Annotated in this window: 29 protein-coding genes and 1 pseudogene; 11 read left to right on the top strand and 19 right to left on the bottom strand. The window is 69.2% G+C overall.

The genetic code is table 11. The features are described from left to right. On the top strand, positions 1-149 hold a 149-nt coding region (locus E4P42_RS18850; RefSeq protein WP_135127590.1), incomplete at its 5' end, for an aldehyde dehydrogenase family protein. 114 nt (positions 150-263) lie between these two features. After that, positions 264-2,159 (top strand): propionyl-CoA synthetase, encoded by a 1,896-nt coding sequence (locus E4P42_RS18845; RefSeq protein WP_135127589.1) that lies wholly within the window; start codon positions 264-266, stop codon positions 2,157-2,159. Between the two features lie 3 nt (positions 2,160-2,162). On the opposite strand, the gene E4P42_RS27470 is transcribed toward E4P42_RS18845, so the two are convergent. From E4P42_RS27470 to E4P42_RS18835, 3 genes and pseudogenes are all read right to left on the bottom strand, one after another. Continuing rightward, complete coding sequence (locus E4P42_RS27470) at positions 2,163-2,402, bottom strand: hypothetical protein (RefSeq protein ID WP_245234109.1); 240 nt, start codon at positions 2,400-2,402, stop codon at positions 2,163-2,165. Between the two features lie 79 nt (positions 2,403-2,481). Next, a pseudogene (locus E4P42_RS27745) lies at positions 2,482-2,757 on the bottom strand (HD family phosphohydrolase); the annotation flags it as partial. A 22-nt stretch (positions 2,758-2,779) separates the two neighbouring features. Continuing rightward, positions 2,780-4,138, bottom strand: a complete 1,359-nt coding sequence (locus E4P42_RS18835; protein WP_135127588.1) for an MFS transporter — start codon at positions 4,136-4,138, stop codon at positions 2,780-2,782. Between the two features lie 325 nt (positions 4,139-4,463). Here E4P42_RS18835 and E4P42_RS18830 point away from each other — a divergent pair, with 325 nt between their 5' ends. After that, positions 4,464-5,492 (top strand): fused (3R)-hydroxyacyl-ACP dehydratase subunits HadA/HadB, encoded by a 1,029-nt coding sequence (locus E4P42_RS18830; protein WP_135127587.1) that lies wholly within the window; start codon positions 4,464-4,466, stop codon positions 5,490-5,492. Between the two features lie 40 nt (positions 5,493-5,532). After that, entirely contained in the window at positions 5,533-5,955 is a 423-nt protein-coding gene (locus E4P42_RS18825; protein ID WP_135127586.1) for a PPOX class F420-dependent oxidoreductase, read from the top strand. A gap of 10 nt (positions 5,956-5,965) precedes the next feature. Here E4P42_RS18825 and E4P42_RS18820 read toward each other — a convergent pair whose 3' ends face one another. After that, entirely contained in the window at positions 5,966-7,102 is a 1,137-nt protein-coding gene (locus tag E4P42_RS18820) for a 1,4-beta-xylanase (RefSeq protein WP_209305813.1), read from the bottom strand. Between the two features lie 120 nt (positions 7,103-7,222). Here E4P42_RS18820 and E4P42_RS18815 point away from each other — a divergent pair, with 120 nt between their 5' ends. After that, entirely contained in the window at positions 7,223-8,758 is a 1,536-nt protein-coding gene (locus E4P42_RS18815; protein ID WP_245234108.1) for a fused MFS/spermidine synthase, read from the top strand. Here E4P42_RS18815 and E4P42_RS27215 read toward each other — a convergent pair whose 3' ends face one another. Continuing rightward, positions 8,759-9,028, bottom strand: a complete 270-nt coding sequence (locus E4P42_RS27215) for a hypothetical protein (RefSeq protein ID WP_209305812.1) — start codon at positions 9,026-9,028, stop codon at positions 8,759-8,761. Positions 9,029-9,358: 330 nt separating this feature from the next. Here E4P42_RS27215 and E4P42_RS18805 point away from each other — a divergent pair, with 330 nt between their 5' ends. Beyond that, positions 9,359-10,300 carry an SDR family oxidoreductase gene (locus E4P42_RS18805; protein ID WP_135127584.1) on the top strand — a complete coding sequence of 314 codons (942 nt, stop codon included), beginning with the start codon at positions 9,359-9,361 and terminating at the stop codon, positions 10,298-10,300. An 89-nt stretch (positions 10,301-10,389) separates the two neighbouring features. Further along, on the top strand, positions 10,390-11,259 hold the full coding sequence (locus E4P42_RS18800; RefSeq protein WP_167759543.1) for a helix-turn-helix transcriptional regulator: 870 nt from the start codon (positions 10,390-10,392) through the stop codon (positions 11,257-11,259). 19 nt (positions 11,260-11,278) lie between these two features. Here the strand turns inward: E4P42_RS18800 and E4P42_RS18795 are convergent, their stop codons facing one another. From E4P42_RS18795 to E4P42_RS18775, 5 genes are all read right to left on the bottom strand, one after another. Then, positions 11,279-12,151 carry a helix-turn-helix transcriptional regulator gene (locus E4P42_RS18795; RefSeq protein ID WP_135127582.1) on the bottom strand — a complete coding sequence of 291 codons (873 nt, stop codon included), beginning with the start codon at positions 12,149-12,151 and terminating at the stop codon, positions 11,279-11,281. A 98-nt stretch (positions 12,152-12,249) separates the two neighbouring features. Beyond that, positions 12,250-12,501: a hypothetical protein gene (locus E4P42_RS18790; protein ID WP_135127581.1), complete on the bottom strand. Its 252-nt coding sequence runs from the start codon at positions 12,499-12,501 to the stop codon at positions 12,250-12,252. A gap of 108 nt (positions 12,502-12,609) precedes the next feature. After that, positions 12,610-12,957 carry a hypothetical protein gene (locus E4P42_RS18785; protein WP_245234113.1) on the bottom strand — a complete coding sequence of 116 codons (348 nt, stop codon included), beginning with the start codon at positions 12,955-12,957 and terminating at the stop codon, positions 12,610-12,612. Positions 12,958-13,121: 164 nt separating this feature from the next. Next, a complete protein-coding gene (locus E4P42_RS18780) occupies positions 13,122-13,556 on the bottom strand; it encodes a hypothetical protein (protein ID WP_135127579.1) in 435 nt (144 codons plus the stop codon). Between the two features lie 134 nt (positions 13,557-13,690). Beyond that, positions 13,691-14,302, bottom strand: a complete 612-nt coding sequence (locus tag E4P42_RS18775; protein ID WP_135127578.1) for a hypothetical protein — start codon at positions 14,300-14,302, stop codon at positions 13,691-13,693. A 125-nt stretch (positions 14,303-14,427) separates the two neighbouring features. Here E4P42_RS18775 and E4P42_RS18770 point away from each other — a divergent pair, with 125 nt between their 5' ends. Then, a complete protein-coding gene (locus E4P42_RS18770; protein ID WP_135127577.1) occupies positions 14,428-15,411 on the top strand; it encodes a squalene cyclase in 984 nt (327 codons plus the stop codon). Positions 15,412-15,428: 17 nt separating this feature from the next. On the opposite strand, the gene E4P42_RS18765 is transcribed toward E4P42_RS18770, so the two are convergent. From E4P42_RS18765 to E4P42_RS18750, 4 genes are all read right to left on the bottom strand, one after another. After that, positions 15,429-15,923 (bottom strand): MarR family winged helix-turn-helix transcriptional regulator, encoded by a 495-nt coding sequence (locus E4P42_RS18765; RefSeq protein ID WP_135127576.1) that lies wholly within the window; start codon positions 15,921-15,923, stop codon positions 15,429-15,431. A 99-nt stretch (positions 15,924-16,022) separates the two neighbouring features. Next, entirely contained in the window at positions 16,023-16,967 is a 945-nt protein-coding gene (locus E4P42_RS18760; RefSeq protein ID WP_135127575.1) for an NADP-dependent oxidoreductase, read from the bottom strand. A gap of 112 nt (positions 16,968-17,079) precedes the next feature. Further along, the gene (locus E4P42_RS18755) at positions 17,080-18,066 is read right to left on the bottom strand and encodes a hypothetical protein (protein WP_135127574.1); all 987 of its coding nucleotides are present in this window, start codon (positions 18,064-18,066) and stop codon (positions 17,080-17,082) included. Between the two features lie 91 nt (positions 18,067-18,157). Then, positions 18,158-19,006, bottom strand: a complete 849-nt coding sequence (locus E4P42_RS18750) for a CoA ester lyase (protein ID WP_135127599.1) — start codon at positions 19,004-19,006, stop codon at positions 18,158-18,160. A 108-nt stretch (positions 19,007-19,114) separates the two neighbouring features. Here E4P42_RS18750 and E4P42_RS18745 point away from each other — a divergent pair, with 108 nt between their 5' ends. After that, complete coding sequence (locus E4P42_RS18745; RefSeq protein ID WP_135127573.1) at positions 19,115-19,927, top strand: MOSC domain-containing protein; 813 nt, start codon at positions 19,115-19,117, stop codon at positions 19,925-19,927. On the opposite strand, the gene E4P42_RS18740 is transcribed toward E4P42_RS18745, so the two are convergent. Further along, positions 19,902-21,371: an MFS transporter gene (locus E4P42_RS18740; RefSeq protein ID WP_245234107.1), complete on the bottom strand. Its 1,470-nt coding sequence runs from the start codon at positions 21,369-21,371 to the stop codon at positions 19,902-19,904. The genes E4P42_RS18745 and E4P42_RS18740 overlap by 26 nt on opposite strands. Beyond that, positions 21,368-22,612: an FAD-dependent monooxygenase gene (locus tag E4P42_RS18735; protein WP_135127572.1), complete on the bottom strand. Its 1,245-nt coding sequence runs from the start codon at positions 22,610-22,612 to the stop codon at positions 21,368-21,370. The genes E4P42_RS18740 and E4P42_RS18735 overlap by 4 nt, the downstream gene beginning before the upstream one ends. Positions 22,613-22,746: 134 nt before the next feature. Here E4P42_RS18735 and E4P42_RS18730 point away from each other — a divergent pair, with 134 nt between their 5' ends. Beyond that, complete coding sequence (locus E4P42_RS18730; protein ID WP_245234106.1) at positions 22,747-23,358, top strand: TetR-like C-terminal domain-containing protein; 612 nt, start codon at positions 22,747-22,749, stop codon at positions 23,356-23,358. A 23-nt stretch (positions 23,359-23,381) separates the two neighbouring features. Here the strand turns inward: E4P42_RS18730 and E4P42_RS18725 are convergent, their stop codons facing one another. Genes E4P42_RS18725 through arr form a run of 3 tightly spaced genes read right to left on the bottom strand, consistent with a single transcriptional unit; the run spans position 23,382 to position 25,625 of the window. After that, positions 23,382-23,915, bottom strand: coding sequence for a DoxX family protein (locus tag E4P42_RS18725; protein ID WP_135127571.1), 534 nt, complete (start codon positions 23,913-23,915; stop codon positions 23,382-23,384). Between the two features lie 25 nt (positions 23,916-23,940). Next, entirely contained in the window at positions 23,941-25,140 is a 1,200-nt protein-coding gene (locus tag E4P42_RS18720) for a lycopene cyclase family protein (protein WP_245234105.1), read from the bottom strand. Between the two features lie 56 nt (positions 25,141-25,196). After that, on the bottom strand, positions 25,197-25,625 hold the full coding sequence (gene arr, locus E4P42_RS18715) for an NAD(+)--rifampin ADP-ribosyltransferase (RefSeq protein ID WP_135127570.1): 429 nt from the start codon (positions 25,623-25,625) through the stop codon (positions 25,197-25,199). Positions 25,626-25,782: 157 nt separating this feature from the next. Between arr and E4P42_RS18710 the strand changes: the two genes are divergently transcribed. Further along, positions 25,783-26,592, top strand: coding sequence for a DUF1906 domain-containing protein (locus E4P42_RS18710; protein WP_135127569.1), 810 nt, complete (start codon positions 25,783-25,785; stop codon positions 26,590-26,592). The last annotated feature ends 78 nt before the right edge of the window (positions 26,593-26,670 follow it).

Genomic DNA, 26,670 nt, shown 5'->3' with positions numbered 1-26,670 from the left:
GCTACCACATGTACCCCGCCCACGCCGCGTTCGGCGGCTACAAGCAATCCGGCATCGGCCGCGAAAACCACGCCATGATGCTCGACCACTACCAGCAGACCAAAAACCTCCTCGTCAGCTACAGCAACAAAGCCCAAGGCTTCTTCTGACAGGTCCCGTTCCCCCGCGAGCAGACGCAAAAGTGCCCGAAAGCTGCTCGGAAGAGACACTTTTGCGTCTGCTCGCGCCAGGAGAGTGACCCCCTGCGAGAACTTAGGAGACTGATGAGCGCCCCGGACTTCGTCACCACCGCAGCCGACGCGCACCGCGAGGCCACCACCGACCCCGAGCGGTTCTGGCTGCGTGCCGCCGAGGCCATCGACTGGCACACCGCACCCACCGTCGCGCTGGACCACAGCGATCCGCACGCGTGGCGCTGGTTCCCGGACGGGATGCTCAACACCAGCCACAACGCGCTCGACCGTCACATCGAGGCGGGCCACGGCGACCGGGTGGCGTTGATCTTCGACTCGGCGATGACCGGAACCCGCAGCGAATTCACATATCTGGAGCTGCGGGACCGTGTGGCGGTGCTGGCGGGCGCGCTGGTCCGGTTGGGTGTCACCACGGGCGACCGGGTGGTGATCTACCTGCCGATGATTCCCGAGGCCCTGATCGCGATGCTGGCCTGCGCCCGCATCGGCGCCATCCACTCGGTGGTGTTCGGCGGATTCGCCGCGGCCGAACTCGCCGCGCGCATCGACGACGCGCAACCGAAGGTGCTGCTCACCGCCTCCGGTGGCCTCGAACCCGGGCGTGTCGTCGAATACCTGCCGACGGTGCGGAAGGCGTTGCAGCTCAGCGCGTCTCCGCCCGAAACCGTCGTGGTCAAGGATCGCCCCGAGATCCCCGGCGACGCTTCGGACCATACCGGCTGGCTGGACTGGGACACCGTGGTCGCCGACGCGATCCCCGCCGTCGCGGTACCGGTGCCGGCCACCCACCCGCTGTACATCCTCTACACCTCCGGCACCACCGGCAAACCCAAGGGCGTGGTGCGCGACAACGGCGGACACGCGGTCGCGATGGCGTGGTCGATGGCCCACATCTACGGGGTCGGCCCGGGAGACGTCATGTGGACCGCGTCGGACGTCGGCTGGGTGGTCGGCCACTCCTACATCGTGTACGCGCCGCTGATCGTCGGAGCGACAACCGTGCTGTACGAAGGCAAACCGGTCGGCACCCCCGATGCCGGCGCGTTCTGGCGCGTCGTGCAGGACGCGCGGGCCAACGTGTTGTTCAGCGCGCCGACCGCGCTGCGCGCCATCCGCAAGGAGGATCCGAACGGCGCCGAACTCGCCAAGTACGACACCTCCTCGCTGCACACGATGTTCGCCGCCGGTGAGCGGCTGGACCCGGAGACCTACCACTGGGCCGCCGGCGTCCTCGACCGACCGGTCATCGACCACTGGTGGCAGACCGAGACCGGCTGGGCGATCTGCGCCAACCCCCGCGGCCTGGATCCGCTGCCGGTGAAGCCGGGGTCGGCGTCGGTACCGGTGCCCGGCTACGACGTGCGGGTGCTCGACGCGAACGGTGACGAGGTCGGCGCTAACGAAGAGGGCAACATCGCGATCAAACTGCCGCTGCCGCCGGGTTCGCTTCAGGGACTGTGGAATTCACCCGAGCGATTCATCTCGTCGTACCTGCAGGCGTTCCCCGGGTACTACACCACCGGTGACACCGGGTACTTCGACGACGACGGCTACCTGTTCATCCTGGGCCGCAGCGACGACGTCATCAACGTGGCCGGGCACCGGCTGACCACCGGGTCGATGGAGGCGGTCGTCGCCACCCATCCCGCGGTCGCCGAGTGCGCGGTCATCGGGGTGCCGGACGAGGTGAAGGGTCAGCGGCCGGTGGCGTACGTCGTGCTCAAATCGGGCGCCGACGCGGACGCCGCGGCACTCCAGGCCGAAGTGGTGGCGCTGGTCCGCGACCACATCGGACCGGTCGCCGCGCTCAAGGACGTCTACGTCGTGCCGGCCCTACCGAAGACCCGGTCGGGGAAGATCCTGCGCCGCACCATGCGCCAGATCGCCTCCGGCGAGGAGTACAAGGTACCGCCGACCATCGAGGACGCCGCGGTGCTCGACGCGCTGCCCACGCTGGGCCACTGACCGTCAGCGATCCGCCCCCGCATGCGCCGAGCGGGACAGTGCGTTCCCGGGTTGCAGGAAACCGGGGCGCTGCCGGGTGCGGATCGCACGGACCACACCCGCGGGGATGACGCGTCGGAAGAACGCTCCCGCATCGAAGCTGCCGCGCACCTCGTCGACGTAGGCCTTCGGCAAGCCGAACCGCACCAGGCCTTGGCTGACGTCGATCAGGTCTGCCCGCCGCACCGCCTCCCAGCGCGGCATGGGGCCGGTCGGACCGGTACGGAAGGACGCGGTGATGCTCGGCGATGACGAGCGCGAGTTCGTCCGACCAGGCCTGCCGACCGGTCTCCTCCAGCCACCGGTCCTGCGCCTCGATCGACGGCACGAGGTAGTCGAGCGTGTCGAACGCGGCCAGGTCGTGGAACGCCGCGGCGATTGCGAGCTTCTCGTCGCGGTCCGGGGACTCAGGGCAGAACGCCCGGGCGAAGTTCACCACGCGGTAGACGTGCGCCGTGTACGCGTCCCACCCGGCGTCGTCGCCGCGGCTCCGCTCGCGGTGTGCCTCGAGGATCTCCTCGGCCAGCGGCAGGGTGCGCACGATGTCGGGCGTTTTCATCCTCCGACGCTACGCCCGGACGTCAGCGCGTGGGCGTGTCGACCGGGGATCCGGGTGTCGGCGGCACGACGACGTCGGTGACGTCCACGGACCGCCTGCGGAACAGCAGCACGGACGCGGCGGCGATCAGGCTGGCCGCGGCCAGCGCGTAGAGGCCCCACGTCACCTCACCGGTGGCCTCCTTGATCAGGCCGAAGCCGAACGGTGCGACGAAACCGCCAAGGTTGCCCAGCGAGTTGATGATCGCGATGGCGGGCGCCAGGACCATCGGGTGCAGCGTCGACTGCGGGATCGACCAGAACAGCGGGCTCGCGCTCTTGAACCCCATCGCGGCGATGCACAGGAACAGCAGGGCGGGCAGCGGTGAGGTGACGGCGGCCAGATAGGTGCCGACGGCCGCGGTGACGAGCGCGATGATCAGCAGCGGGCGGCGCCACGCGGTGTTGTGGTCACCCAGACGCGACGACAGGTACATCGCGGCGACGGCGCTGATCCACGGGAGGCTCGACAGCAGGCCGACGGTGATGTCGTTGAGGCCGTCGATGCGGCGCACGATGGACGGCAACCAGAAGGTGTTGGCGTAGATCGAGAGCTGGATGGCGAAGTAGATCCAGCAGAACAGCAGCAGCTTCGGGTCGGCGAGCATCTTCCAGCGGTTGCCCTTGCCCTCCACACCGGAGGAGATCGCCTTCTCCGCCTCTTCGAGCTCGATTGCCTCGATCAGCGCATCCTGTTCGCCGCGGGTCAGCCATTTCGCCTCGCGGATGTGCGAGTTGAGGATGAAGAACGCGATGACGCCCACGAGGACCGAGAGCAGGCCCTCCAGGAGGAACAGCCACTGCCAGCCGCGCAGGCCGGCCAGACCGTGCAGGGACAGTAGCGGTCCGGACAGCGGGCCCGAGATGGCCGCCGCGATGGACGAACCCGCGATGAACAGTGCGGTCGCCCGGCCGCGGTGACTGTTCGGCAGCCACTTCGCCATGTAGTAGATCACCGCGGGGAAGAAGCCGGCCTCGGCCGCACCCAGCAGGAAGCGCAGGACGTAGAACATCTCGGCGCTGCTGACGAACATCATGGCCGCCGAGATCAGGCCCCAGCTGATCATGATCCGGGTGAGCCAGACGCGGGCACCGAACTTCTCCATCAGCACGTTGCTCGGGAGTTCGAACAGCGCGTAGGCGACGAAGAACACCCCGGCGCCGAAACCGTATGCGGCCGCACCGATGCCGACGTCGGCCTCCAGGTACTCCTGGGCATAGCCGATGTTGGACCGGTTGAGCTGATTGCAGACCAGCATGACGATCAGCAGAGGGACCACGCGGCGGAAGAACTTCGACACTGCCGACGACAGTTCGGGTGAAACTCCGGCGACAGCCGACATGGTGTGTCTCCTCTCGTCTGGCATGGCCAAGGCGAGAATGTAGACCGAGCATTGATGCTGGTCCAACCGCAAATCTGCATTAATCAATACCAACTGCGCATCGCTGAGCGGCGTGTGCACCGGCGCGCGCCGCGTCGTTCCAGGTATCGCCGCTACCGGCCCCGCCACGTGGCCGCCGTCTTCGAGGCGGCGTCATGTGCCCGAGCTCACCTCCCAGGCCCGACGGTCAGGAAGGTCACGCCTCGACAACCCCGCACCAGCGGGCGCGTTACTGTGCTGGGGTCGGCTTCCAGCGAACCCGCCGACGGAAGAGTTGAGCCTTTCTATGACTGCAGCAGCAGATACGTCGCCGCTCGAAGCGCGCGTCGGCCACTGGTACCAGATGGACGAGCCGTACCTCGTGGGCCGCGAGAAGCTCCGCGAGTACGCCCGCGCGGTGCAGGACTACCACCCCGCGCACTGGAACGTCGCCGCCGCCGAGGAGCTCGGGTACCCGGACCTCGTGGCGCCGCTGACGTTCACGTCGACGCCGGGCATGACGTGCAATCGCCGCATGTTCGAAGAGATCGTCGTCGGCTACGACACCTACATGCAGACCGAAGAGGTCTTCGAGCAGCACCGCCCGATCGTGGCCGGCGACGAGCTGCGCATCGACGTCGAGCTCACCTCGGTGCGCCGGATCGCCGGCCGTGACCTGATCACGGTGACCAACACGTTCACCGACACCGCCGGCGAGCGCGTGCACACCCTGCACACCACCGTGGTCGGGGTGACCGCCGAAGACGTCGATCCGGCGATCAAGACCGCCGTGCACCACGCGATGATGCACGACGTCAACATCCTCGAGGTCGGCCAGTCCGACACCGCCTACGCCAAAGAGGTGCGCCCCGAGGGTGAGGTGCGGATCGCCGATCCGAGCGGCCGTATCCCCGGCACGGCGAACTTCGACGACCTGAAGGTGGGCGACGAACTCCCCAGCCACCACACCCGGCTCTCCCGCGGTGACCTGGTGAACTACGCCGGCGTGGCCGGGGACGCCAACCCGATCCACTGGGACGAGGACATCGCCAAACTGGCCGGGCTGCCCGATGTGATCGCCCACGGCATGCTCACCATGGGCCTGGGCGCCGGATTCCACTCGGCATGGTCGGGCGACCCCGGTGCGGTGACCCGCTACGCGGTGCGGCTGTCCGCGCCCGCGATCGTGTCGGCCAAGGAAGGTGCCGACATCGAGTTCACCGGCAAGATCAAATCGCTGGACCCCGAGACCCGCACGGGCGTCGTCCTGGTGGGCGCGAAGTCCGGAAGCCGCAAGATCTTCGGTCTCGCGACCATGCACGTCCGCTTCCGCTGACGGCGAGACCCTCCCGGTCGATGCGTGGGACCATGTGGACGTGACCGACCTCGAACCCGACGTCACCGACTTCCTCTCGGACGGCACGCGCACCGGGATGCTGGGCTACCTGGCCTCGGATGGCCGCCCCCTCGTGGCGCCGGTGTGGTTCATCGTCGACCGGGGGCACCTCGTCTTCAACACCGGCAGGGACACCGCCAAAGGCAAGGCGCTGCAGCGTGATCCACGGGTGACGATCACCGTGGACGATCCGCACCCGCCGTACTCGTTCGTGCAGGTCCAGGGCATCGCCGAACTCGGCGAAAATCCCGCCGAACTGCTCGACACCGCCACCCGCATCGCGCGGCGCTACGTGGGACCCGACCGCGCCGAGGAGTTCGGCCGGCGCAACGGTGTCCCCGGGGAACTGGTGGTGCGCGTGGCCCCGGCCAAGGTCATCAAGGCGTTCGACATCACGCACTAGGCTCACCGCCTCAGCCGGCGGCCGCCACGCCCGTCAGCTTCTGGATGACGCGGATCTCGTTGTCGTCATGGGCCGTCCCGTCCGGGTGGATCAGGTCGCTGAACCAGGTCTCGGGCAGCTCTGCGTACGGCTGCTGCCAGGAATCCCACGGCAGATAGGTCTGCGTCCGCCCGGCGACGAAGCCCCAGTTGTAGGCGGCGACGTTGCGCCGCTTGGCGACCGGGAGCACGCCCTCCACGGTGCTGCCCAGGTTACGGGCCAGGTACTCGGTGCACAGGATCGGCCGCCCCAGCGGAGTGAGTTCGTCGATGCGGGCGTCGAATTCGGAGGGATCGCCGTAGCTGTGGAAGCTGATCACGTCGGAGTGCTCGAGCTGCAGGCTGGCAATCTTGCTGCGCTGCGACGGATCCCGCCAATGGCCCTGCCACACACCGCTGGTCAGCGGCTGCACCGGGTTGACGGCACGCACCCAACCGAACACGTGCGGGAGGAACGCGGTGACCAACTCGAGCTTGTCCTCGTGTTCGGTCCTGCGGTAGTCCTTGGCCGGGTTGTCCGGCTCGTTCCACACGTCCCACCCGAGGACGCGGGGATCGTTGCGGAACAGGCCGACCACGCCGGTGACGTAGCTCTGCAGCACCCGGGTGTAGGCGGGATCCTGCAGCCGGGCGGCCCCGGGGCTCTGCACCCACCCGGAGTTGTGCACGCCCTTGATCGGCGGGCGCTGGCGGCCCACCCTGGGTTGCGGGTCCCAGCACGAGTCGAACAGGACGAACAACGGCTTGATCTGGTGGCGGGCCGCGATGCTGACGAATTGGGACAGCCGCTGACTGAATCCCGCCCGGTCGGTGGCCCACAGCTGGTCGTGCAGGAACACCCGCATGGTGTTCATCCCGATACGTCGAGCCACGCTGAGTTCACCGTCGATGCGACGCGGATCGTAGGTTCCCGCCTGGAACATCTCGATCTGGTTCACCGCGGTCGACGTCACGTAATTGGCACCGACCAGCCAGCCGTGCGCCTCGTACCAGGCGTGTGCGCGATCGGCCGACCAGCGGGACGCCTGGGCGGCCGCGGGCGCGATCTTGGACAGTGCGGCGGCTGCGGCCAGGTACAGCGGGAGCTGGAGTGCGGTTCGCCGGTGCACCACGTGACCATAGTGGCGCGGCCCGATGCGCCGACGCCCGTGAGCCGGACTGCAATACAACGGGTTTCGAATCGTTATCCGACAGCCCGGTCGCAGCGGCACTCCTGCGAGGATGAGGGCGTGACGGAACCGCCCACGCCGCCTGCCCCACCCGAGCCACCCGGTGACATGGGTCCGCGGGCGGCGGCGGCCCTGGTCTTCGGGTCCTCGGCTGCCGTGCTGGTCGTCGAGATCACCGCATTGCGCCTGCTTGCGCCCTATCTCGGCCTGACGCTGGAGACCAGCACGCTGGTGATCGGGATCGCGCTCGCCGCGATCGCCGCCGGTTCGTGGGCCGGTGGGTGGCTCGCCGACCGGACCGATCCGCGCCGGTTCCTCGGTCCGGCGCTGGGTGTCTCCGGAGCGGTCGTGGCGGTCACCCCGGCGGTGGTTCGGTCCGCGGGCGAATGGGCGCCGCCGCTGCTGCTGCTCGTGGCGTCGCTGTCGATTCTGCTGCCGGGTGCGTTGCTGTCGGCGGTGACGCCCATGGTCACCAAGATCCGGCTGACCCGGCTCGCCGAGACCGGCACCGTCGTCGGGAAATTGTCCGGCGTGGGGACCGTCGGCGCGATCGCCGGCACCGTCCTCACCGGGTTCGTGTTGATCTCACGGCTCCCGGTCAGCGGCATCCTGATGGGGCTGGGCGTACTGCTGCTGATCGGCGCCGCCGCGGTCGAGTGGCGGACGCGACGGTGGCGCAGCACCGCCGCCGCCACGCTCGCGGCGCTGGCACTGGCGGGCGGGGTGGCCGGCGTGGTCGCGCCGGGCGGCTGTGACGTCGAGACCCATTATCACTGCGTCTCGGTGACCGCCGATCCCGAGCGGACCGGCGGCCGCGCCCTGGTGCTCGACGGCCTGCGCCACTCGTACGTCGACCTGAACGATCCGACGCATCTGGAGTTCGCCTACGTCCGCGCCTTCGCCGCGGTGATCGATGCGATGTTCCCGTCTCCCCGTCCGCTGGCGGCGTACCACCTCGGCGGCGGCGGGCTGACGTTCCCCCGCTACCTGGCGGCCACCCGCCCGGGCACGCGCAGCGTGGTGTCCGAGATCGACGGTGGCGTCGCGCGCGTCGACCACGAGCGGTTCGGTCTCTCCCCGGACGAGGCCGTCGAGGTCCGCGTCGAGGACGGCCGGATCGGGCTGCGCGCCCTCGAGGGCGGCAGCCGTGATCTCGTCGTCGGTGACGCCTTCGGCGGCGTCAGCGTGCCCTGGCACCTCACCACGGTGGAGGCGCTGACCGACATCCGCCGCGTCCTCGACGACGACGGGATCTACGTGGCCAACCTCATCGACCACGGCGACATGACGTTCGTGCGGGCCGAGCTCGCGACGCTGGCACGGGTCTTCCCCCACGTCCTGCTGTGCGGCGAACCGCAGGACCTCGGCCTGGCGCCGGCCGACGCGCCCCGCGGAGGCAACGTCGTAGCCGTCGCCTCCGACCGACCGATCAACGTGTCGGCGGTCCGAACGGGGTTGCAGGACAGCGGAACCGACTGGTCGACGCTCAGCGGCGCCGATCTCGCCGCGTGGGTCGGGTCCGCCGGCACCCTCACCGACGACCACGCGCCCGTCGACCAGTGGCTCCAGCCTGCTCCCACGCGACGCGGCGGGTGATCAGTCGGTGAGATTCACGAATTCAGCGAGCGCACGCTGGGACTCCAGCGCGGCGATGCGCCCGGTCAGTGCGCGGTGCACTGATTCATAACTGTCGCGTCCCAATGTGAGGCGGCGGGGCGCATTCGGCACCCGTGTCGTGTCGTAGATCAGCGTTGCCACCTTGCTCGGATCCGCCGTCAGGATATTCCGGTCAGCGTTCTCGAGGGCGTCTCGGACGGTACCCACGGCACCCGTCTGATACGGCGGCGATGCGTCGGTGAATCGCATACCCGAGAGGAACTCGGTGCGGGTGGCGCCCAGCTGCTCCCCGGCGCACGGTTGCCGTGACGTGATCGCCGCGGTCCAAGGCACAGCTCACGATGTTGCGGCCGATGCCTCCCGCCGCTCCGGTGACGAACCAGTGGCGGTGACAGGCCTCGTGGAGGTCGGGCATCCGTACTCCTGTCGTATCGCTGCGGTGAGGTCGTCTCGATTGTGTGTCCCTGGTCGCCCGGGAACCAGGGACCGCCGATCCGCGGATGGTTGCGACCTGAATGTGCGGCGGGATTCCTGTGACTGTGGCGGGCATCCGACAGACGCCCAGCACGAGGAGACCACATGTCAGACAGCCGATCGGTTCGAGTACCCGACCTGAGCGGACAGCGAGTTGTCATCACCGGCGGCAGCGACGGTATCGGCTTCAGCCTGGCCCGGCGGCTTGCCGCGGCCGGCGCGGAGGTCATGCTGCCGGTGCGGAACGCTGACAAGGGCGGCGCCGCAGTCGCGCGCATTCGCGCCGACGTATCCGGAGCGCAGGTATCCGCCCGTCGATTGGACCTGTCGTCACTGCAGTCGGTCGCCGACTGCAGTGGCGAACTGGTCGCCGAGGGGCGTCCGATCAGACTGCTGATCAACAACGCGGGAGTGATGAATCCGCCCAACCGCCGGACTACCGCCGACGGCTTCGAACTGCAGTGGGGCACCAACCATCTCGGGCATTTCGCGCTCACCGCCCGACTGTTCCCCCTGCTGACGGCCGGCCGGGCTCGGGTGACGACCCAGTCGAGCATCTCGGCCGCCACCAACGCGATCAACTGGAACGACCTCGACTTCGAGGAGTCCTATTCGGTGCGCAAGGCCTACAGTCAGTCCAAGATCGCCAACCTGATGTTCGGTCTGGAACTCGACCGTCGCAGCCGGCAGGGCGGCTGGGGCATCTCCAGCAATGTCGCTCACCCCGGCGTGACACCGACCAATCTTCTGAACGCGCAGTCGCACATGGGCCGCCACCGCCCGACGACCGCGCTGCGCATGGTCCGCGTGTCCGCGCGTATCGGCCTGGTGAATCGAAACGCCGAGGAAGGCATGTTGCCGGCGTTGTACGCGGCCACCGACCCCGCCGCGGAGGGCGGCCGCTTTTACGGACCGAGCGGCCTGGGCCATCTGTCGGGGCGACCAGCCGAGCAGGCGGTGTACCGACCCGCGCGCGATGTGGCCGAGGCGGCACGACTGTGGAGCCTGTCCGAACGGCTGGTCGGCGCGCAGTTCGTGGCGGCGTGAGCGCGACGACGGACGCGAAGGACGTACCCGTGCTTCGAACTCGCGAGACGCTCCACCCCCGAGCCGCAGCGGGTCTGAGGATGGCCACCGTGAGTACGGACGTGGCTCGGCAGGACGATCTCGCCGACGTGGCGCGCCTGCTCAGGGAGCGGCGCCGCGTGCTGCAACCCGAGGACGTCGGGTTACCACGCGGGCCGCGTCGACGCACACCGGGCCTGCGTCGCGAGGAAGCGGCCGCACTGTGCGCGATCTCGCCGGCCTACTACAGCCGGCTCGAACAGCGGAACCCGCCGCGGCCCTCCCCCACCGTGCTGGCCGGAATCGCGCGCGGTCTGCGTTTCACCCGTGCCGACCGCGACCACTTGTTCAGCGCGGCGGGCTATGACGAGGGCCGTCATGCCCGCGGGACCGCGCACGTCACTCCCGGATCGATGCATGTGCTCGGCAGGTTGGCCGACACCCCGGTGATGGCGGTCGGCCCCATCGGGGAGATCCTGCACCAGACACCGTCGGCGTGCTACCTGTTCGGCGACCACAGCCACCACCGCGGCCAGGCGCGCAGTGGTTATCACCGATGGTTTCTGGACTTTTTCGAACGGCAGCGCTTTTCCGTCGATGAGCAGGCCGTGATCGGCGCGGAGATCGTTGCGGATCTCCGCCACACACTGTGCTCGGGTGACGGGGACCGTAGGGCGCGCGAACTCGTCACGACCCTGCTCAACCACAGCACGGAGTTCGGTGAACTGTGGCGACGGGAGCCCCCTCTGCTTGGTGCGCTGGGCCCGAGGCGATGTCAGATTGTGCATCCCGTCGTGGGCATCGTCGAAGTGCAGCGCGAGATACTGCACACCGTTTCCCTCGACCATCGGCTGCTGATCTGGCTGGCCGTCCCCGGCACCGAGAGCCACACCAAGCTGCAGCTGTCGACGGTGCTCGGATACCAGTGGTTCTCCCGCTGAAGAACCTGCGTGGGTCGGGTCAGGCGTGCATGTCGACCGGCGGTTCGAGGACACCGTCGCGTGCGTATCTCTGCGGGTCGGCACCCAATGCCGCGAGCTTCTCGTGACTGGCCGTTCCCGGTTCGGCGGTGAAGACGAGCAAGGTGTGCAATTGCGTTGCGTCGTATAGCACTTGGCATTGCACGTCGAGCACTCCGAGCGTGGGGTGAACGATGCGCTTGTCGAGTTCCACGGGCGCGTCGACGTCGTGGCGCTGCCACAGCGCCGCGAATTCGGCGGAGCACTTCAGCAGGTCTTCGACGATGTCGGCGGCGCGCGACCCGGCGCCGTCGCGGGCGTACGCGAAGCGTGCCCGTGCAACGTAGGACCGCGCGACGGCAGCGTGGTCCTCCACGGGGTACACCTCGCGGGACGCCTCGTCGGTGAACCACCGGTACACCACGCTGCGGGCATGGCCACGGTGCGACGTCTGATCGCCGAGCAGTGCGCGCGCAGCGGGAGTCTGGACCAGAGTCTCTGCCAGCGCGGACATCACCTGAGCCGGGGTATCCTGGAGCCGATCGAGAATCCGCATCGTGGCAGGGCTGACGTGTTCGCTCACGTAGGTGCGGGCCGGCGCGTTATGACCGGCCAGCCGGAACAGGTGGTCCCGCTCATCGAGCGACAACCGCAGCGCCCGCGCCAGCGACGCCAGGACTTCGACCGAGGGTTGGGGGCCGCGTTGCTGCTCCATCCGGCAGTAGTAGTCCGTGGAGATCATCGCCAGGCGTGCGACCTCCTCGCGGCGCAGGCCCGGTATCCGCCGCCGGGATCCCGGCGGTAGCCCGACATCCTCGGGTGCGAGGGCGCTACGCCGGGTCCGGAGGAAGTCCGCCAACTGCGTCTGGTCCATCAGCCCAGTATCCGGACGCGGATCGCCGTCAGCCAGGGATCACGAAACCCCCGTTGTCGGTGATGGGGATGTCGAGCGCGGCGTCACCGTGCCGGCGATCAGTTCCGCACGGTGGTGTCGACGTGCGGCACCTTCACGTTGGGCACCAGCAGGTCGTACCAGGGGTTGTTGCGGTGGTCCCGGTCGCGGCGGTGCCGTTGACCGTCGTCTCCGCGGTCCATGCTGAAGATCCGGTCGTCACCGTGCCCGCCGAACCCGTACCCGTCATCGGCCTGCGCCGGACCGGCGAAGCCGATCACCGCGGCGGACAACGCACTGGCGACAATGCCCACCAATCCGAACTTCTTCATCTGTCTCGCCCTCTTTCGCTACTCCGTCGTGGGCGACATGTCCGCGACTTCCCGTGAAACAGGACCGTCGTCGGATTGATTCCGTCGGCGTGGGGAGCCGCGCAGCGCTCAGCGCTTGTGTCGGGGAATGCCGGTCGCCCACAGCGCCCAGGCGATCAGCACGGGCTGGAAGAGCAGCCGGACGAAGCGGCTGGTATCGCTGTTGAGGCCGAAGCCGTCGGCGTGGTTGAGGTACTGCGCGAGGTTGCCGGGGAAGATCAGGATGAAGAAGGCCGCCAGCAACCGGCCCACGAGGACCCGGTCGCGGTTGAGCACGGCCAGCCCGACGCCCAGGGTGATCTCGACGCCGCCGGAGGCCATGACCACGCCGTCGGCGTCCATCGGCACCCATCGCGGGACCTGGGCCTGGAACTCTTCGCGGGCCCAGAACAGGTGGCTGAACCCGGCGAAGATCATCGCGCCGGCCAGGGCGAACCGGGCGACGGTTCGGGCGCGCGTGGTGGGCGGCGGTGTGCAGGGTTCCGGGGCAACAGGTTCGGACACGGGTCAGCCTTTCGTGTTCTGCGTCGAGGTTCAGGGCTGCGGGAATACGGAACCGGGCCCACGTCCACCCCACCGCACTACGTGGTGATCCGCATCTCGGCGCCGGGATGCGAGCTCAGCGTGATCACCACCGTGCCGCTGCCCGTGTCGAACGTGGCGTTGGCGTACCCAATGAACCCGTAATGCCCGTCGATCGTCGACACCGCGGTGATGTCGTCGCTCCCGGTGGCGCCGCTGTCGAGGTTTCGCCAGTCGGCGGTCACGGTGAGCGCACAGGAGCCGTCATAGATGCCGGCGTCGTAAGAGATCGCGACGCGGACACCGTTGCCGACGCGATCGCCCACCTGAACCGGCACCACCTGCGCGTCGGCGCTGACGGTCCCGCCACATGTCGGCGACGCCACCACCGGCACCCGATCCAGTTGCGCGGCGGGCTGGGCGTGCGCCGGCGCCACCGACACCCACGGCGCGGTCAGCGCGGCGGCCAGCGCAACGGCACGGATCGCTCTCATGGTTGTGTCATCGGCGGACGTGCCGGCGACGTTAGCGGTGAGCGGATCGGCGTTCCCAGATGGCGCCGGGTGTGTCCGGCAGCTGAGCACTCCGTCGATGTTCGGCCCCATCTGCGGGATGGAATCCGCGGCACTCAGACGACGTCGGTGATGCGGCCGGTGACGTCCGCGCGGACCTGTTTGGTGCTGCGCTCACCCACGACGTTGACGAACATGATCAGGTTCTCGTCGAACGGCAGGTTCCGCTTGACGATCACACTCTGGACTTCGCCGGCCTCAACGCCGCTCGCTGCGACCGCGCCGTCGACCGCCGCGGCGACGGCGGTGGTCGGGACATCGGTGACCGCGAAGAGGTTCTGCCGCAACGCCTCCACGTCGTCGTCGTAGTCGACGGGTCGGGACGGCCCGACCGCGCCGGCGGTGTAGCTCCACTGATTGAGCTCGGTGGGCGCCGCCGGGTCGATGGCCTGGACGGTCAGCACACCGGGCACGATGGTCACCTCGACCACCCGCACGGGGCTCGCTCCGACGTCGTTCGAGAGCGCGGCGTAGGCGGCGTCGATCCCCTCGGCGGTGAACAGGTTCCCCGACACGGTCTCGACAATCTGCGCAGTGCCCGAGGTGGCGATCTCCTCGGCCGCGTGGGAGGCCACCTCCCTGATCTCGGTGACTTTTGTGCATCCACTCAGGGTGGCCGATGCCAGCACGGCAGCGGTGAGGGCGACGCGGAAGCGGCTGTGGGTCATGCGTTTCCTCCTGACTCGGGATCCCGGCGGTTCTGCGGGACACCGGCACAGCGTGCGGGCGCTCGAGGGCTACCGATCACAACAAGCACGGCGTCCTGCGCCGCGTCATTCGATAAGGTCGCGGGGTGTCGGCTGACGCTTCCCTGGCCTGGCTGCTGGATTCCGACCCGGCGCTGCGCTGGCAGGTCGAGCGCGATCTGGCGGGACGTCCGCCCGCGGTCTGGGAGGCGACCCGGGCCCGGATCGCCACCGAGGGCTTCGGCGCACAGCTGCTCGAACGACAGGATCCAGACGGTCAGTGGGCCGGCGGAGCCTTCTTCCCCGCCGACTTCGACTTTGACGGACCGGAGGCGGCGCGCGGCGAACAGCCCTGGACGGCGACGACGTGGACGCTGAACATGCTGCGCGAGTGGGGGCTCGATCCGAAGACGTTGCGGGAGCGGCGGACCGCGGAGTTGCTGGCCGCGAACAGCCGGTGGGAGTACGACGACCTGCCGTACTGGGGCGGCGAGGTCGACTGCTGCATCAACGCGTGGACGGTCGCCAACGGTGTGTGGCTCGGGGTCGACACCATGGGCCTGGTCGACTGGTTCCTCGAGCACCAGCTTCCCGACGGCGGATGGAACTGCGCATGGGTCGAGGGCTCGACACGGTCGTCGTTTCACTCGACGTTGAACTCACTCAAGGGTCTACTCGCCCACGAAACGGCGGTGGGCCGCACCACCGAGGTGACCGAGGCGCGCCGCCGCGCTGAGGAGTATCTGTTGCAGCGGGGTCTGTTCCGACGGCTGTCCACGGGTGAGCCGGTCGCCGCGTGGATCGACCACTTCGGCTACCCGTACTACTGGCGTTACAGCGTGCTCAACGCCGCCGAGTATTTCCGGCAGGCCGTCCGGTTCGACGGTGGTACCCCGGACCCACGGATGGCCGAGGCCGTCGAGATGATCCGGGCGGCGCGGCAGCCCGACGGCACCTGGCTGCAGGCCGGGCGGCCACCCGGACGGGTGTGGTTCGAGGTCGACGCGCCGGCGGGTGCGCCGTCGAAGTGGTTGACGCTGTTCGCGACCCGCGTGCTCGCATGGTGGGATTCCGTTCCGGATCGCGGCTGACCGGCGCGGCGATGCCGTTATCGCCTGCCTGCGTGACGATTCCGCGCGACCGTCGATCTCGGCGGCAGCGACCGCATGTGATCCCGGGCCCTCGTCATCATGTCTCCCAGAATGCGTGCGTCTCGTTCGGACAGGGAGTCGAAGAGGAGTCCGCGGACCACCTCGACGTGTCCGGGCAGGACCTTCGCGACGAGGGCGCGGCCCTTGGCGGTGATGTCGACGACGGTGGCGCGCTGGTCTTCTGAAGACACCGCGCGAGTGATCAGTCCCTGCTTCTCCAGCAGCCCGGCCTGGTGCGTCAGGCCGGAGCGGCTGTAGACCACACCATCGGCCAGGTCGGTCATGGTGAGCGTGCCGTCGGCGTCGGCCAGCTTGGCGAGGATCTCGAACTGGACGTAGCTCAGCCCGCCCTCGTCCTGCAGTTGTTGACGCACCGCGTACTGCAGCAGGCTCACCGCCTCCATCAGGGCGAAGTAGGCGCGCAGCTGAACGGGGTTGAGCGTGTCGGCCATGCGCGTCAATGTAGTGCGTCGATATCCACGTGTTGATGTGATGACGGTGCCGTCCCGCCGGTGTGGGTGGGACGGCACCGGCCAGTCAGCCGGACAGCGTCAGAGCGCTGCCGGAATCAAGACGGTCTTGCCGTGCAGACGGCCGTTGTCGGAGTCGTCGTGCACCGCGGCGGTGTCCTCGAGCGGGCGGCGGTGCGCCACCTCGATGCGCAGTCGGCCCTCGTCCACGCGGCTGACCAACTCGGCGAGTTGGGCGGCGTCGCTACGGACGAACACCCGCTGAGTGCGGATCCCTCGGGGCGGGTTCGCGGGTCCGGAAACCATGGTGCCGACGTGGAAGCCGCCGTCGGCGATGACATCGAGAAGCGCCTCGGTCTGTTCGTCGGTGGTGCTGATGAGGTTGGGGACCACGTCGAACGGAGCGCCATCGACCACGATCGGTGACTGCGAATAGTCGATGTAGTCCACGATGCGGTCCGCACCCAGGCCGCGCAGCCGCTCGGCGTCGCGCTCCGTGGCCGTGGCGGTGACCACGGCACCGGCCTGCTTGGCCAGCTGGACGGCGTAGCCGCCGACCGCGCCGGAGGCGCCGTTGATCAACACCGACTGACCACCGGTCAGCCCGGCGACCTCGAACAGCGCCTGCCAGGCCGTCAGCGCCGGTTCGGGCAGCGCCGCGGCATCGCTCAGCGGCACGGCAACCGGTGCGGCGGCGAGCGATTCGGCCGGCACCAGCGTGTACTGTGCGGCCGCCCCGTCCGCGTCCAGCGGGAGGAAGGCGACCACCGCGTCGCCGGCATTCCATCCCTCCACGCCCGCACCGACCTCGGCGATGGTGCCCGCGACGTCGACTCCGGGAACGTGCGGGAAGTTGACCGGGTAGACCTGCGCCAGATAACCGCCGCGGATGCCGGCGTCCACGGGATTGAAGGCGGTGGCGGCCACCTTCACCAGCACCTGCCGCGGTCCCGGGACCGGCCGGGGAGCCTCCTCGTATCTCAGAACGTCGCTGCCACCGTATTCGTGGTGCCGCACAGCCTTCATGATCTCCTCCTCGGTTCGGTTGCTTCGATGTCGAAGCAGCTACACGGGGTGCAACTCGCTTCGAGTTCGAAGCATTCCCGGACCGGAAGTGCAACCTAACGGCCGAGCCTGGTCACCACGTGCCGTCGGTGACCACGTCGGAACCGGCGCCGCCGAGCGTGATCACCGTATTCGGGTTGACGGGCACGAACGGATCCTCCTCAATCCCAAGCTTCGTGCCCACAGTCTGCACGCGCGCCAACGTCTGGGATGCGGGAAGGTCCGAGGCGTCGGCGTCGTAGAAGTCGAACCACGGCAGGCCGGCGTCGACGTAGGCGTCGCGGTCCACCGGCGTCGGGGGCGGCACCTCACCGGTGATGGCCGTCCACTGCGCGGCCGAGCACAGGTGCACGAACACCCGCAGGGCCCCGTCGTCGTCGTAGTCGGCAAGGGGCCGGTCATCGGCGTACACCTCCTGCCGCATCCGCCCGCCGGCGCCCAGGCCCATACTCGCGCCCATCGGCGCGGGCAACGGCATCCCGTCACACTCCAGCGAGTCCGGACGATACGACCGGAGCACCTGCTGGGCGGCGCGCCACTGTGCGAGCGCCTCGGGCGTCAGGCCGACGGCGCGCAGCTGCACTCCGCCGTGCGTCTCCTGCCCCGTCACCTGGCCTTCCACGGTGGCGCCCGAACCGAGGGGTACGGCGACGAACTGGCGGATGAAGCCGTCGCCGGCGTTGATGCCGTCCAACCACGGCTGGCGCGGCAGCGCGACGTAGTTCTGCGGATCACGCACGAGCTGCTCGATCCACGGCAACCCGCTGACCGCGCACACCTTGCCCACGCCGACCTGCAGCGCGGTGGGCTCGGACGCGTCGAAGGACAACCACATCGCCTCGCGCTGATAGATCGGCAGCATCACGCCGCCGCGGGAGAGCCAGTCGGCCGGTGCGGTATCGGGATAGTCCGCCACCCGGCGCAACGGGAACCGGCCCAGCCCCGGCGGCAGCGGATGCAACCCCGTCTCGGGGATACGCAGTGTCCGCTGGAATGTCACCGTTGCCGCACCGAGATCCAGCCGGTCTCCGACAACCTTCACGGGCACACCATTCGTCATGACTACCTCCATCTCGGCCTGCTGCCGATAGGAGTAGCACCCGGCACCGACACACACCCGATGTCGTGGGGCCGGCGCAGTGCCGTGGAGGTCAGTCCAGACCGAGCTTGGCGGCGAGGTCGAGCACCGCTTCGGCGCGGGCCCGGGTGGGGCCGACACTGCCGTCGTAGACGCCGGTGGGCGCGTCCAGCCGCGCCAGCGTGCGGCGCGCCTCGTCGATCTCCAGCGCAGAAGGGCTGAGCAGGCTGTTGACCGTCTCGGCGTGCGCGGGATCCAGACACAGCCGGCCGGCCATCCCGGCGGCCTTGGCCACCTCGGTGTCACGGACCAGGTGGTGCGCTGCGGTACGCAGGGTCGGTCCGTCGATCGGCGCAGGCAGTCGGGCGGCACGACTGGCGACCACCAGTCGGGCCCGCGCGTAGGCCAGCACCGCCGGGTCGTCGCTCATCCCGGTATCGCGGCGGAAATCCCCGATCCCGAAGGCGATGCGGCAGCACCCCGGCGTCCGCGCGATGTCGAACGCCGACTCGATGCCCAAGGCCGATTCGATCAGCGCCACGATGGGTGTGCCGGCGGGTAAGCGGGCGGCGGTGGCGGCGATGTCGTCGACGGATTCGGCCTTGGCCAGCATCACACCCGCCAGCCCGGGGGCGCCTGCGAGAGCGTCGAGGTCCGACGTCCAGGTGTCCGTGCCGGCATTGGTGATCCGCACCCACGCACGACCCGCGTCGTTCAACCACTCGGCCACCGCGCGGCGACCCGCTGCTTTCTTGGAGTCGGGCAGCCCGTCCTCGATGTCGAGGACCACGGCGTCAGCGCGGCCGGCCACCGCGGCGTCGAAGATGTCGCCGCTGTCGGGGAGTCCCGGTTGCAACAACCAGGTCCGGGCCAGCGACCAGTGCGGTTTCCGAACTCGCTCGGCGACCTGCGGTGAACCCACGCTCACGACCTCTCATTAGACGGCTCCACGCTCATCGTCCGGCCCTGCGCGCGCCCCCGCCAGGTTGCGCACATTAAGTTCACGAGCACGCCGGACTATGGTGCGAGCATGACCGCCGGACAACACCTGCTCGTGGGAAGCCTGCACCGCTACCCCGTCAAGTCGATGCTCGGTGAAACGCTCACCACGCTCGAGGTCGGTCCTGAGGGTGCCGCGGGAGATCGGCGGCTGGCGTTGATCGACGCGGAGACCGGGCGGGTGGCCAGCGCCAAACAGGCCCGCCTGTGGCGCCGGCTCCTGAAGTGCACCGCCCGTATCGACGGCGGGCGCGTGCGGGTGCGCCTGCCCGACGGGACCGACGTGACCCCCGACGAGGACGGCTTCGGCGACGCGATCTCCGAGTTGGTGTCTCGGCCGGTGCGGGTGGCCACGACGCGGCCGGCGGGAGCGAGCCTGGAACGCGCCGACCCCGAGCAGGTTCTCACCCAGGGACTCGAAGCGGTCGTGGATGCCCCGCTGCTCGAGCTGGCCGAGGGGACACCGGGTGACTCGTTCGTCGATCTGGCTCCACTGCACGTGATCACCAGCGCCACGCTGGACCGGATCGGCACAGAGGCGGAGCGCTACCGACCGAACATCGTCATCACGACGCCGCCCGGCTATCCGCCCTACACCGAAAACGATTGGACCGAGCGCACATTCACCGTTGGATCCGCTCAGTTGAAGGGAATGGGGCCGACGCCGCGATGCGTGATCCCCACCCTCGAACACGGGGGCCTCGATCGCGCGAACCACGCCTTGCGCACCCCGGCCGCGGAGAATCTCGTCGACTCGTTCGGCCTCGGACGGTTGCCCTGTGCCGGAGCCTATTTCGAGGTAATCACCGCGGGCACGATCAGCGTCGGAGATCGGTTTGTGTGACCAACCGGGGTGCCGCGGCCGGGACCCTGCCCGGACGGCGAGCACTGCGGATCAACATCACCGCGGGTATCGCCGCGAGCACGAAGAGCAGCGCCGCAAGCGCGACGTAGAGGTGCACGCCCGCCGACGTGCTGACCGGCGCGCCGACATCGGACACTGGGGTCGCTTTGAGCACCTCGGCGCCGACGATGGTGAACGTGACCGAGCCGAGCGCGGTCATCACCGACACCAGACCGGCGACGGTGCCCTGTCCCGTGGGTGCCGCGAGGCCGGCCGCCACGTTGTAGCCGGAGGCTCCGATCGCGCCCGCGGCCATGCCGAGGACAGCGCCCGAGACGACCGCCAGTGGCAGCACCGATACACCCGCCAGCATCGCGATGGTTGCGGTCGTCCCGACCGCGATGCCGCCGAGGAGCGGCCAGGCCGGCCCGATCTTCGCCGCGACCCATCCGGCACAGACACCACCGACGGCGATGCCGAGGTTGGTCGCGGCGAACAGGACTGCGACCGCCTCGCCCTCGCCCAGCCCGTAGCCGAGCCCGAGGCCGGGCGGGACGTAGGCGACGATGCCCACGAGCTGCAACATGCTCCGGAAGGAGCCCGCCGCCAGCACCAGCGCCAGCAGCGTCAGCAGGATCGGTCCGCTGAGGGACCGGATGTCGACGATCGGTTCGTCGACCTGCAGCGTGCGAAACACCCAGGCCGCCAATGCCACAGCGCCGGCGGCCAGCAACGCGATCATGCCCGCGGACAGCCATCCGCGGTCGCTGCCCAGGCTGAGGTAGGCGAGCACCCCGCCGAGGCCGCCGCCGAGCAGAATCGCACCGCACACGTCGATCCGGCCGGTGCTGCGGATCGGCGACTCCGGGATGAAGACACGAACGCCGAGCGCGGCCACCGCGGACAGCAGGGCCGCCGCGATGAAGACTCCCCGGTAGCCGAACACGTCGATGGCCGGCTTCATCAGGAACGGCTCGACGATCCCGACGATCGACGAGCCGGACGTCACGACGCCCACCACGGTCATCGCCACGCGCGCGGCACAGATCTGCAGGACCAATGCCACCGTCAGGAAGACCGCGGCGAAGGCGGCACCTTGGAGAAACCGACCCACCAGGAAGACCCACATGGTCGGGGCGGCGAGGCAGATCAGCGCACCCACGCAGGCGAGCAGCAGCGTGCCGACGAGTGTCCTGCGCTTGCCGTAGTTGTCGGCGCACTTGGCGAGCAGCGGCGACCAGATGGCGCCGGCCAGCATCGCGCTGGCATTCAGCCACGCGGCCTGGCCGGTGTCGAAGTGGCTGAGCAACTGTGGCACGACCATCATCGGCGAACCGATGACCACGTCGGCCAGCACTGTGGCGAGCGTGAGAACGGCCGCCCAGCCGACGAGTCGCATGTTCCAGTGCTGCTCGCCGGGTTTCTCGCCCAGTGGGAGGGTCACCGGGCGTCGCCGGTGCGGGTGTGGTCAGCGCAGCGACGAAGATCGTGCCCGGAGAGCGACAGGTCCGCAGCGGCGGACCGCAGCTCGGTGCGCAGGAGTCGCACAAGGCCGAGCCGCTGCAGCAGGGGCACCGCACACAGCTTCGCGTTCCGGAGCCACAGCCGGCCGCGGGTGCGGGCCAGCACGGTGCCGTCCGTACGCAACGCCAGTCGCTGATTTCTCTGCACGTAGCCGCGCAGTCTGTGCTCGTAGCCCCTGCAGGCCCGCTCGGGGTCGTCTCGGGCGACCAGTTCACTGGCGAGCACGTAGGCGCCGGCGATCGCGATGCTCGTGCCCTGTCCGGACAGGAACGCCGGCGCGTACGCGGCGTCGCCGACGAGTGCCACTCGACCGGAACTCCAGCGGTCCATCCGGACCTGGCTCACCGTGTCGAAGTAGACGTCATCGGCATCCGGCAGCGTGTCGATCACTTCGGTTGTGCACCAACGGTCGTCAGCGAACGCGGCGTGCATGGTGTCGAGGATCTGGCCGGTGTCGTGCCGGTCGACGGCACCCGGTGCGGGGTGGAGGAAGGTCAGGAATGCCCGGGCGGCACCGCCGTCGTAGGGACGTTCGACCAGTACGGTGCGTCCAGGGTGCGAATACATGACGCCGGTTCCCGGATCGAACATGTCGGCCGGCAGATCCCACACCGCCACGTAGGGGCCGAGGTGGCGGACGTACCGGCCTGCCTCCCCGAAGGCGAGCGCGCGCACCGTTGAGTGAATACCGTCGGCACCGACCACCACGTCGAACCGCTGAGGTCGACGGCGGCCGAAGGTGACGTCGACGCCGGTGCCGGTGTCGGTGAGCGAGGTGATCGAGTCACCGAAGACGTAGGCCACGCGATCGGTGCAGGCCCGGTGGACGATGTCGCTGAGCGCACCCCGCGTCAACTCCACGTCCGCGCTGCTCGAGGAACCGAGCACGTTGCCGTAGTCCAGTGTGCACAGACGGCGTCCGTCGGGCGCGAGCAGATTCACCGGAACGTGGCGGTAGCGCTGCGCTTCGACCTCGTCGTACCGCCCCATCCGCCGGATGACGTCGACTGCGGTGCCACGGACATCGATGGGGTAACCACCCATGCGCAGGCGCTCGGCGCGTTCGACGACCGTGACCTCCCAACCCGCCTCGGCCAGCCAGAAGGCGAGCACGGGACCGGCGATGCTCGCGCCGGAGATCAGTGCGGTGCGCGTGGTCATGGAAATCTCCGGTTCCGTTCTGCGTCGGCATGTGCGAGCGGTGCGAGGGGGACTTCGCCCGGACGACGCCCGCCTCTTTAGCTACACGGCCGTCGCTTATCGGCGACACTAGCCGGATGCGATAAGCTACGCAAGTGTCCTCTAAGACTTCGGGTGTGCAACGGCGCCGCGGCGCCGCGCTGGAGTCCGCGATCCTGAACGCCGGGTGGGATCAGCTGATCGACGGCGGCTACGACCGCTTCACCATCGAGGCGGTCGCGGCGCGGTCGGCGTCTGCCCGCTCGGTGCTGTACCGACGGTGGCCGACTCGAATGGCGCTGCTGGAAGCCGTGATCCGCCACCGGGGCGAGGTGGAGGTGATTCCGGTGCCGGACACCGGCACCCTGCGCGGCGACGTCCTGGCTGTGCTGACCGACTTCAACGAGCGGCGATCGCGGACCATCGGCCTTTTCGCCGCGCTGATCGGTGCGTACTTCGACGAGGCGGGCGGCTCACCGCACCAGCTCCGCGCGCTGTTCGTCCCCGACGGGCCGAGCGTGATGGAGACGATCGTCGCGCGCGCCGTCACCCGCGGCGAGCTGGCGACCACACCGCCGGCCCGCATCGTCGCGCTGCCCGCCGATCTGCTGCGCCACGAACTGTTCATGACCATGGCCGCGGCGTCGCCGAGAACCATCCGCGAGATCGTGGACGACGTATTCCTGCCCCTGGCAAGAGGGTTCGGGAAGGCCGAGCCAGGTGCGTAGGCGGCGGCGCCTCCACCCCGTCGTCACATCAGCGTTTTGAGGACCAGCACGGCGACGGCTGATGCGACGCCGGTCAGGATGCTCGCCGCCGCCCATCGAGGCCCCGTCCGCTGCCAGGGACGACCTTGGTCGAGCGCCAGTACTCCTGCGCCGGTGCAGGCGATGACGGCGCCGGCCGTGCCGTAGAGCAGCGCCATCTGATAGCCGCCCAGACCGAAGAGCCCAGCCGACCAGGTCGCACTCGCGGCGTTGATCATCACTCCGATGACGATGGCACTGGCCAACGGTGTGAACAGTCCCAGCAGCAGCAGCAACCCGCCGACAACTTCGAGCAGGCCGGCGACGCCGGCGAAGAAGACGCCTGGGCGGTAACCGATCTGCTCGAACATTGCGCCCGTCTCCGTCAGGCCCGGCCCACCGAACCAGCCGAGGAGCTTCTGCAGCCCGGCGGCGGTGAGAAGTCCGCCGAAGACGACGCGCAGGACAAGCACGCCGACATCGGCCGTGAGGGTGCGACTCGGAACTTTCGAAGCAGTTGGTGTGTCTGTGATCTCCATGTGTCGAGACGGTAGAACCCCAAGTTCACTTGAGGTCAATACCGTCGTGTTGCGCATCATTCGTGCGCACCGGGCGGACGAACGCCGAGGTGACGAGGTGCCGTCGCAACCGGCCGTCCGAGATCCGGAACAGGTGGTTCATCGCGGCGATGGTGCCGCGGAGGTCGTCCCGACCGGTGAGGTATGTCCACCGGTGGCGTTCCGGCAGCGAGAAGAACTGCTCGAAGAAGCCGGGCACATCCGGCGGTGGCATCCGCAGCAGTGCCTCCAGGCCGATACGCCGGAAACCGTGGACCACCTTCGCCGAGGTGGGCCACACGGTGTCCTGTGCCGCCGCCAACGCCGTGGCCGGATTCCCGGGGAGGTGCGCGGCCATCGCCGCGGCCACCCGTGGGGCTAACGCCAAGGATGCCGCCACGCTGAAGCCGGTCGCCGGGTGGATGAGCGGTGCGGCCGCGCCGAACCCGAGCACACCGGGTGCGCGATGTCGCGATTGGTCCACCGGGAACGACACCCGTTCTGCCCGAACATCTTCCGACGGATGTATCCCGTGGTGGGCCAGTCGGGCGTGCAGCCGCCGCCGCAGCGTCGACAGCGTCAGCCCTGGCCGTCGCGCCAACGAGGTCTCCTCGAGCAGGATGTCGCCGCCGCCCAGCGGCACCGCGTAGAGGAACGTCGGCCACCCACCCTCACCGTGATCGGCGCGCCAGTCCATGAACAGCGCCTCACCCGTGGAGATCAACGGCGAGGCCGCCGCTTCGTCGAGCACGATCCCGTAGGCGGTCTGCGCGGCCGCGGTGCGGCGGGGCGAGCTGGAGTTGAGGGGGCGCGCCCAGCCGCCGGCATCCACCACGACCGACGCCCGCAGTCGGGAGCCGTCGGCGAGGGCGACGACGCCGCGCTCGGGAGATCCGACGGCGCGCCCCTGGTGGACCTGCACTCCCGCCAGTCGGTCGGTGAGGTGGGCACGCAGGGCCGGCACGTCGAGCACCGCGTAGTTCCAGCCCAGGCGGTGCTCGGTGAGCGCGATCACGCGGCCCGCGGCCCGGGCCGCGACCACCGTTTCCGGTAGATCCGCGGGGAGTTCGCGACTCCACATCCCGTAGGTGGCGGTCCAGGGCCGCTCCGGGGCCGGATCGAGCAGCCCGGTGGTCAGTCCGAGGCGCGCACACGATCCGGCCAGCGCCCATCCCGCGGGTCCGCCGCCGACCACCAGAACGTCCATCGGCCCTATCGTGCCCCGTCGTCCCGAACGTCGGTACGCCGCCACGGCGGCAGGCGTCAGTCGTAGATGACGTCGAGCCCGCGGCGCTTGAGGTCGGCCAGGCCGGCGCGCATGGCCTCGAGCTGTTCGTCGGTGTGTCCGACCCAGTCGGTGATCTCCCCGACGATCCGCACCGGTTGGCGCGTGCGGTAGGAGCGGGTCGGATTGCCCGGCAGCTTCTTGTCGGTCACGTTCGGATCGTCTTCGAGGGGACCCAGCGGTTCGACGACGAAGATGCGGCACCGGCCGTCCCCGGCGGCCATCTCGGCACCCCACACGGCGGCGTCCAAGGTCTGCGTCACGTAGACGTGGTTCATCACGCGCCCCGCCTCGTAGTTCGACTCGCGGCCGGGCACGAGCAGGTCACCCACGGCGAGATCGGCCCTGGTGCCGTGCAGATACGCACCTGACTCGTGTACCTCGAACGGTTTCGGACTCTGCGGCACAACAACTCCCCTGGTCGGACGGCTCGGACGCACGAGTGTGCGCCACACCCGGGCCCTTGCCGCAAGACCCCCTGTGCGCCATAGTGTGAAAGGGGCGGGCGGAATGCGCCCGGCGCGGCTCCATCGTTGACAGCAGTCCCATCGTTAACATCTGGCCGTGCACGACTCGCCGGAGACGCTCGGCCCACGGCTCTCGCGCCCGGTCACCCGGCGCGACGCGCTGCGCTACGCCGCGGCGGTGTCCGCGCTGACCGGACTGGGCGCGGCCGCAGTGAACACCGGCATTCCCACGTCCGCGGCAGCCGGTCCCATGCTCATCGACTTCGCCGCGCATCAGATTCCCGCCGAGCACATTCGCGCGGCCGGATACGCCGGCGTGGTGAACTACGTCTCGATGTCGCGCCCCGGCACGAACTTCGGAGCGAAGCCCATCACCCGGCCCTACGCCGAGTCGCTGACCAAAGCCGGGCTGGTGATCGTCAGCAACTACCAGTACGGCAAGCCGGGCGGCTCCGCACCGTCGGACTACACCCGCGGATTCGCCGGCGGCGTCGCCGACGCCAGGACCGCGTGGCAGATCCACACCGCGGCCGGAGGCGGCCAGAGCGCGCCGATCTTCTTCTCCATCGACGAGGACATCAGCCGCGAGACCTGGAACACCGTTGCGTTGCAGTGGTTCCGCGGCATCAACTCGGTCCTCGGTGTGCAACGCACCGGCGTCTACGGGGGCATCGACGTATGCCACTGGGCCGCCACCGCCGGCGTGATCGGCAACTCCCGCACGCGCGGACGCGTCTGGGCGTGGCAGACCAAAGCCTGGTCCGGTGATCGGATCCACCCCAACGCCGTTCTCTACCAGCGCATCGTGGCCACGAAGGCCAATCCGGGCCCGCTGGTCGGCGGATACGAAGTCGACGTCAACGACGTCCTGGCCCAGGATGTCGGCCAGTGGAATCTACATCCCTGAGGTCTGACCCACACCCGCAGTAGGCAGAAACCGTAATGGGTGAGCGGTTTAGGCTGGGGTAACCGGTAGGCGCAGCGT

Source organism: Mycobacterium sp. PS03-16 (genome assembly GCF_004570325.1).
Lineage (GTDB): Bacteria > Actinomycetota > Actinomycetes > Mycobacteriales > Mycobacteriaceae > Mycobacterium.
This window is presented reverse-complemented; position numbering and strand designations above follow the sequence as displayed.